The following is a 6,204-nucleotide window of genomic DNA, read 5'->3' as shown; positions in this document are numbered from 1 at the left end:
ATCTCAAACAACCTGCCTGGGCAGTACAACTAGTTCGCACATCTACGGTTCCCGGATGACGCGAAGACACGTGATCGACGGAGCCTGACGGTGTGTGTGATGCGCCTTTGGCCGTGATGACCGTGGCGGAGCTTCGCGCTCGCGGCTTCGGGTATCCCTGGGTGCGCACCGCGCTGCACTGGGGTGCGATCACACGCGTGCGCCGGGGAGTGTACGCACGCCCCTGGGCTTGCCGTGACCTCCTGCTCGCGACGGCCCACGGTGGCACCTTGGCGTGTGTCTCAGCAGCGCGGCATCTCGGACTCTGGGTGCTCGATGATGCCACCGAGGTCCATGTCTGGCTCCCCTCTCGACACTGCTACAAGCACAACGGATGCGAATGTATCGAGCACTGGGATGACGGCCGAAGTGGCGTCGGAACGATGGCACCGCCCGTGCGTCAGATCCTGCGACAGATTCTGCACTGCCGCGGAGTCGAGGAGTTCTTCGTCGTGCTCGAGTCCGCACTGCGGCAGCGGCGGGCCGACGCGGCTGATCTGCGTTGGCTCCGGCGGCACACGAATGCTGCGGCGCGAGAAGCCATTGACCTGGCCCGACAGGATGCCGACAGCGGCCTCGAGTCCCTCCTTCGCTGGCGCCTCCGCCACCTCGGCTTGAGCGTGCGAACGCAGGTGTCGGTCTTCGGCGTCGGTCGGGTGGATGCCGTCATCGGCGAACGCCTGCTGATCGAAGTCGACGGCCGTGACAACCACGACGGCATCCGCATGCGGCACAAGGATCTGGTCAGGGACGCGAACGCCGCGATCTGGGGCTACACGACGCTTCGCTTCGACTACTCCCTCGTGGTACACGACTGGGAGCTCGTGGAGGCTGCGATCCTCGGCGCGCTCGGCAGGCGGCTGTCGTAGCGGCGCATCGATGTGTCGACGCGCCGGGACGCCGCATCCGGCACCGGCGTGTCGCGCAAACCGTGCGCCGCTAGAACCCGGCGCCGCTGCGATATCGGGCGCGCGAAAGCGCCGGGCACCGCGCCGCAACGGCGCATCGATGTGTCGACGCGCCGGGACGCCGCATCCGGCACCGGCGTGTCGCGCAAACCGCGCGCCGTTGCGACATCGTCAGGGTCTGGGCCGGAGGACGGATGTGTCAGTCACGGGGGCTGAGAAGATAAGCGTTCAGGTCGGCTGTGAAGGCGGCATCGGTCGGGAGCGATGTGCCATCGATTGCGGTGATGGGCGCCGCGAGCCGAACGCTCGACACGAGCCATGCCGCGTCGACGCTCGCCAGTGACTCGGTCAGGATCTGCTCGTATCCCGTTTCGTAGCCACACTCCTGCAGGTAGGCGAACATGCTCAGCTGTGTCGTCCCGTGCAGGATGCCGCCGGTCGGCGCAGGAGTGGTGAACCGATCCCCTCGGCGCAGCACCAGGGATGCCGTGGGCGCCTCGAGCACGAAACCGTCGGTGGTGACGAAGATCGCATCATCCGCCCCGCGACGGTGAGCCTCACGAAGGGCGGCCATATTGACGGCGTACGAGAGTGTCTTTGCACCGAGCAGCAGCCACGGCGCCCGGGCCGGCACCGTCGAGTCATAGCCGCGATCGAGGGTCACAACACGGATGCCGCGCTCGCGCACCGCCGTGAAATCAGCCGCCGGGGCAAGGGTGACCCACGCCGTGGGCGTCGGGCCGTGCTCGATGCCGCGGCTGAGGATGAGCTTGATCACCGACTCCCCCGCCGGGGCGTGCGCGGCAACGGCGGCGATGGCGGCCCGCCATTGCGCGAGGTTCGGCGTCGGGAGGTCGCAGATGCGCGCGGAGTGCGCAAGCCTGTCGAGGTGGGCATCGACTTCCTGCGGATGTCCGTCGACGACGCCGATCGACTCGAAGATCCCATCGCCGCGTTGCGTGCTCAGTTCACCCACGCTCAGAGCCGGCGCCGCGGGATCCACCGACGCGAACGTGTCAGCGAAGTCCGCGCGGTCGGCATCCCCATCGACAGGTTGAATCATCAGGGCGTAACTCGTGGCCATGCGATGAAGCCTACGCGGCGGGAATACCCGGTCCGGTGACGCGGTTAGACTGTCATAGCCGGGCCGCAGTAACCCCGGGCTCCATCTTCTGCCGCTACGAGCGGCCATGCGCCGAGAGGCGTTCTGCGGCCCGGCACTTTCGCGCCGGGGCACAGGGCGCCTCTCGCCCCGCAAGGCCCCCACCAGCACCGCGGCGTTCTGCGGCCCGGCACTTTCGCGCCCGGTCGGTCTGCGCATCCGCCGCGACTGCGTCCTCCCGCGCCCGCCTCAGAGCGCCGAACCCGCACATCTCGGGGCAGGATGCCGGGGGCAGGCAACTCGGTCAGGTAAGGGATTCGCGGCGCCAGAGAGCCGCGCAGGCGCTCAGATCGGATGCGTAGTCACTCAGACGCAGCGCGCGGGTGGTGAAGGCTGCGCTGCGGTCGGACTCGGTTGCGTCGTAGTCGTCAGCCAGGTACGTGGCACCCGCGGCCTGCACCCGACAGAACGCGGCGGCGCGATCGAGAGCTACGGCGAAGTCACCGCGGAAGAGCCCGCGCAGGATCGTGTCGACGAGGGTGACGAGCTCGTCAGGGCTTGCCGGCACGGGCGCCCCGGCGACCAGAGCGTCCGCGGTATCGAGGGCAGCGCGGCCCCGCTCGTAGGTCAAAGCCGCCGTGATCGGGTCGTCATGGATCATGAGCTGCACAAGGTAAAGCCGCCAGAGCGCACCGGGCAGGGTCTTCGCGGGCGATCGCGACCACAGCTCTGCGATGTCATCGATCCCGTGCTCGGCAGTGAAGGCGATCAAACGCTCGACAACTGCATCGTCGGGGTTGGCACGGACGCGCGAGAGCAGCGCCTGCGCCGTGGAGTGGGCGACGCGAGAGACCTCTGCGGGATCTTCGGCAGCAAACAGCCGGTCGAACAGCTCTGCAGGTCTGCGGACGGGCTTGTGATAGGGCCGCGGGTCGTCACTCACCCGCTCCAGGGTAGTCGCGACGGGCGTCGCTCAGGTCGGGATGGCGACAACAGCGTCCGAGGTCGGCTCGCCCGTCGGGGAGCCACCGGCGGGCTCGATCGTGATCGCGATCGTATCGCCCGGCTCCATCTCGCCGTCGAGGATCCACGTTTCGGTTCGCTGCCCGCTGGCCGCGAAAGCGCCAGCCGGGATCGGAGACTCGTCGCCCCGCACGAACCACAGCTCATAGCTCTGATCGTCGGCAATCTGCGGTAGTCCGTCCGAAACGATGACGGCCTTTCCGACCGAGTCTGCCCAATAGAGCGTGGACTCGCCGCCGCCCTCGATCTGCGCCGTCGCCGACTGCGCATCCGGTGCCGACTGGACCTCTTGTAGCGCGACGACCTCAGGCGGACGATTCACCCAGTCGTTGATGCTGACGGCGGTGAAGCCGAGCGCGACGAGAAGAACGAAGGATGCCGCGAGGGCGAACATGCTCCGCATCCAGCGCGTGCGGGACTGCGTCTGAATAGCGCCGGTGCTCGGCGCCGGTGTCGCACCCAGCGGAAGGGCGTCCGTCTGCGGCGCTAGCGCGACCCGGGTGAGGATGTGGTGGCGAAGCTCGGCGGGCGGCTCGACCTCGGGCGCGTAGTCGGCGAGCGCGGTAGCGGTCTCGAGGTCGCGCTCGGCGATGCCTCGCCACTCCGGATGCATCGTGAGAGCGAGGTCGAAGGCCTGCTGTTGCTCAGCGTCGAGGGCGCCGAGGGCGGACGCCGCCGACAGCTCGGCGAACTCCTGCTCGTTCATGAGGCCACCCCCATCTCTGCTCTCAGGCGCGACAAGCCGTCGCGCATCCGGGTCTTCACTGTTCCGAGCGGCGCCCCCACCAGCGCCGCAATCTCGCTCTGACTGTAACCCCCGAAATACGCGAGGGTGAGGGCCTCGCGCTGTGATTCGGGAAGGGCGGTGAGTGCTTCTGTTACTCGTCGGCTCTCGATCCGCAGTTCCGCCTGCTCGGCGACGCCATCGTGAGCGACGTCGATGTCACGGAACCCGATCCGGATGTCGCGATCGACGCTCGCCTGCGAAGCCCGCACGCGGTCAACGGCTCGGCGGTGTGCGATCGTGAGCACCCAGGATCTGCCCTGGCCTTTGTTCGGAGCGAAGCGCGCGGCGGATTGCCACACCTCGAGGAAGACCTCCTGCAGAACTTCTTCGCTCTGCGACCGGTCGACCACGACGCGCAGGATGAGTCCGAAGACCCGAGACGACAGCATGTCGTAGAGGCTCGCGAAAGCCTCGTGATCACCGCGCGCGATGCGTTCGAGAAGCTCCGCGACGTGATCGACGGTGCCCGCCCCGTCGTCTGGCACGTCCATGCCGTCGATCACCATGGGTCCAGCATGCCGCAAGAATTTCCCATCCGATGTCGACGCGCTTCCGAAGACCCCTGTGTAGGCCGCCACGAGCGGACGACCACGAGCCCTAACGAGGCTCCGACAACACCGGAGGAACAATGTTGATCACCAAGAAGTCGCGCGTCGCAGCTGGCGCCTCGCTGGCGTTCATCGCCGCACTCGCCCTCTCCGCCTGCTCCACCGCCAGCACGGGGGACATGGATGACGAGACGGCGCAGACGCCGATGACCGAGCAGACCACCCCCATGGATGACATGGAGGAGATGGATGCCACCGCCTACCTCGTGGGCTCCGGCTGCGCTGCGTATGCCGAGGCTGTGCCCTCAGGTGCCGGCTCCGTCGATGGCATGGCGATGGACCCGGTTGCCACCGCGGCATCCAACAACCCGCTACTGACGACGCTCACCGCGGCAGTGAGTGGTGGACTGAACCCCGACGTGAACCTCGTCGACACCCTCAACGGTGGCGAGTTCACCGTCTTCGCTCCGGTCGATGATGCGTTCGCGAAGATCGACCAGGCCACGATCGACACACTGTCGACCGACTCGGCTCTGCTGACTTCGATCCTGACCTACCACGTCGTTCCCGGCCAGATCCTGCCTGAGGACCTTCCCGGCACCCACACCACGGTGCAGGGCGCTGACCTCGAGGTGACCGGCTCGGGTGATGACCTCATGGTCAACGACGCCATGGTCATCTGCGGTGGCGTTCAGACCGCCAACGCTGTCGTGTACCTCGTCGACACGGTGCTCATGCCTCCGATGTGAGCGCCCGTCGGCGATCCCCCAGGGTGGAGGGACGCGAGGCCGCCGTCATCTTCGGATGCGGCGGCCTCGTCGTTTCTGTGTGGAGTCGTACGAGCTATCTGGCGATCGATTCGTCCGCTAACTCATCGGCAATCGCGAGCGCGCGGTCAAGCGACACGCGAGGCTTCCCGAGTCGATGCACGGGAGTCTCGAACGGCGGGAGGTTCTCGGACGCAAGGATCGCTGCGTTGATCGCGTCCTCGAAGGAAAGCCCCCGCTGAGCCATCACCGTGCGCACAGCTTGCTCGGATGCGGTGGTCAGGGTTATTGTCGCGCGCGCGACCAGAGCGTAGCGCTGGACGAGTGGGGACGCGCACTGTGTGATTCGGGCCAAGCGCGATACGGGTGCGATTCGGATGCCGCGTACGAAGTAGGCTGGGAGGTCTGGGGCCTGTAGCTCAGTCGGTAGAGCATCGGACTTTTAATCCGCGGGTCGAGGGTTCGAGCCCCTCCGGGCCCACCAGGTATCAACTGGCGTTTCCTCGCACGATCTCGCCAAGACGCGGCGCCATCCCGGCCCAGAAACCGTCCACACGCTACCTTGAGCGAAGCAATGGCGCTTGGGGAGGGCAGATGCACTGGTTCGTGACAGATGAGACCAACAACGACTTCGTGACTGGGACATTCTTCATCTACGGAGGCCTCGTTGTCACGGATTCACAGCTCCAAGAGCTCCACACAGCCATCGAGGCGATCCGCTCGAAGTACGGCTATCTGCCCGGGGAAGACACGGCTCTTTAGTAGCGCCGATCCGGTGTCACGCGGCCACGAGAACACCGTGGACTACGGACACTCCTCATATCGGGGTGGCTGGAACACTTGTGTGATGCTCTCCGTCCACCAGGAGTCGTCACTGCACAGTTCTCTAGACACTTCCGTAACTGATGCCGTGTGGATGATGGGCCGCGTCCGTTTGAGTGGTGGTCTTTCGCTTCGTTGCGATGATCAGCTGTCGTTAGTTTAGGCGGCGGTGATCTCGGGGAGTATCACCGCCTCGTCGATGGTGGGG

The 6,204-nt window shown here is 66.5% G+C and carries 7 protein-coding genes and 1 tRNA gene; 4 read left to right on the top strand and 4 right to left on the bottom strand.

Going from position 1 to position 6,204, the window contains the following annotated elements; all coding sequences use genetic code 11:
* Window positions 1–92 precede the first annotated feature (92 nt).
* A complete protein-coding gene (locus tag BGO47_RS12465; protein ID WP_292712366.1) occupies window positions 93–908 on the top strand; it encodes a DUF559 domain-containing protein in 816 nt (271 codons plus the stop codon).
* A 238-nt stretch (window positions 909–1,146) separates the two neighbouring features.
* Here the strand turns inward: BGO47_RS12465 and BGO47_RS12460 are convergent, their stop codons facing one another.
* From BGO47_RS12460 to sigK, 4 genes are all read right to left on the bottom strand, one after another.
* A complete protein-coding gene (locus BGO47_RS12460; RefSeq protein ID WP_292712364.1) occupies window positions 1,147–2,031 on the bottom strand; it encodes an aminodeoxychorismate lyase in 885 nt (294 codons plus the stop codon).
* A 322-nt stretch (window positions 2,032–2,353) separates the two neighbouring features.
* Entirely contained in the window at window positions 2,354–2,992 is a 639-nt protein-coding gene (locus tag BGO47_RS12455) for a DNA-directed RNA polymerase subunit beta (RefSeq protein ID WP_292712362.1), read from the bottom strand.
* 30 nt (window positions 2,993–3,022) lie between these two features.
* Window positions 3,023–3,778 carry an anti-sigma factor gene (locus BGO47_RS12450; RefSeq protein WP_292712360.1) on the bottom strand — a complete coding sequence of 252 codons (756 nt, stop codon included), beginning with the start codon at window positions 3,776–3,778 and terminating at the stop codon, window positions 3,023–3,025.
* A complete protein-coding gene (gene sigK, locus BGO47_RS12445) occupies window positions 3,775–4,365 on the bottom strand; it encodes an ECF RNA polymerase sigma factor SigK (protein WP_292712358.1) in 591 nt (196 codons plus the stop codon). Before sigK ends, BGO47_RS12450 begins: the two co-directional genes overlap by 4 nt.
* A 122-nt stretch (window positions 4,366–4,487) precedes the next feature.
* On the opposite strand from sigK, the gene BGO47_RS12440 reads away from it, so the two are divergent.
* The 3 genes from BGO47_RS12440 (at window position 4,488) to BGO47_RS12430 (ending at window position 5,936) form a co-directional block, all read left to right on the top strand.
* The gene (locus BGO47_RS12440; RefSeq protein ID WP_292712356.1) at window positions 4,488–5,156 is read left to right on the top strand and encodes a fasciclin domain-containing protein; all 669 of its coding nucleotides are present in this window, start codon (window positions 4,488–4,490) and stop codon (window positions 5,154–5,156) included.
* A 426-nt stretch (window positions 5,157–5,582) separates the two neighbouring features.
* Window positions 5,583–5,658: transfer RNA gene (locus BGO47_RS12435), tRNA-Lys, on the top strand.
* A gap of 110 nt (window positions 5,659–5,768) precedes the next feature.
* Complete coding sequence (locus tag BGO47_RS12430; RefSeq protein WP_292712354.1) at window positions 5,769–5,936, top strand: hypothetical protein; 168 nt, start codon at window positions 5,769–5,771, stop codon at window positions 5,934–5,936.
* Window positions 5,937–6,204: the final 268 nt, after the last annotated feature.

Origin of the sequence: Microbacterium sp. 67-17, assembly GCF_001898325.1 — a bacterium.
Lineage (GTDB): Bacteria > Actinomycetota > Actinomycetes > Actinomycetales > Microbacteriaceae > Microbacterium > Microbacterium schleiferi.
This window is presented reverse-complemented; position numbering and strand designations above follow the sequence as displayed.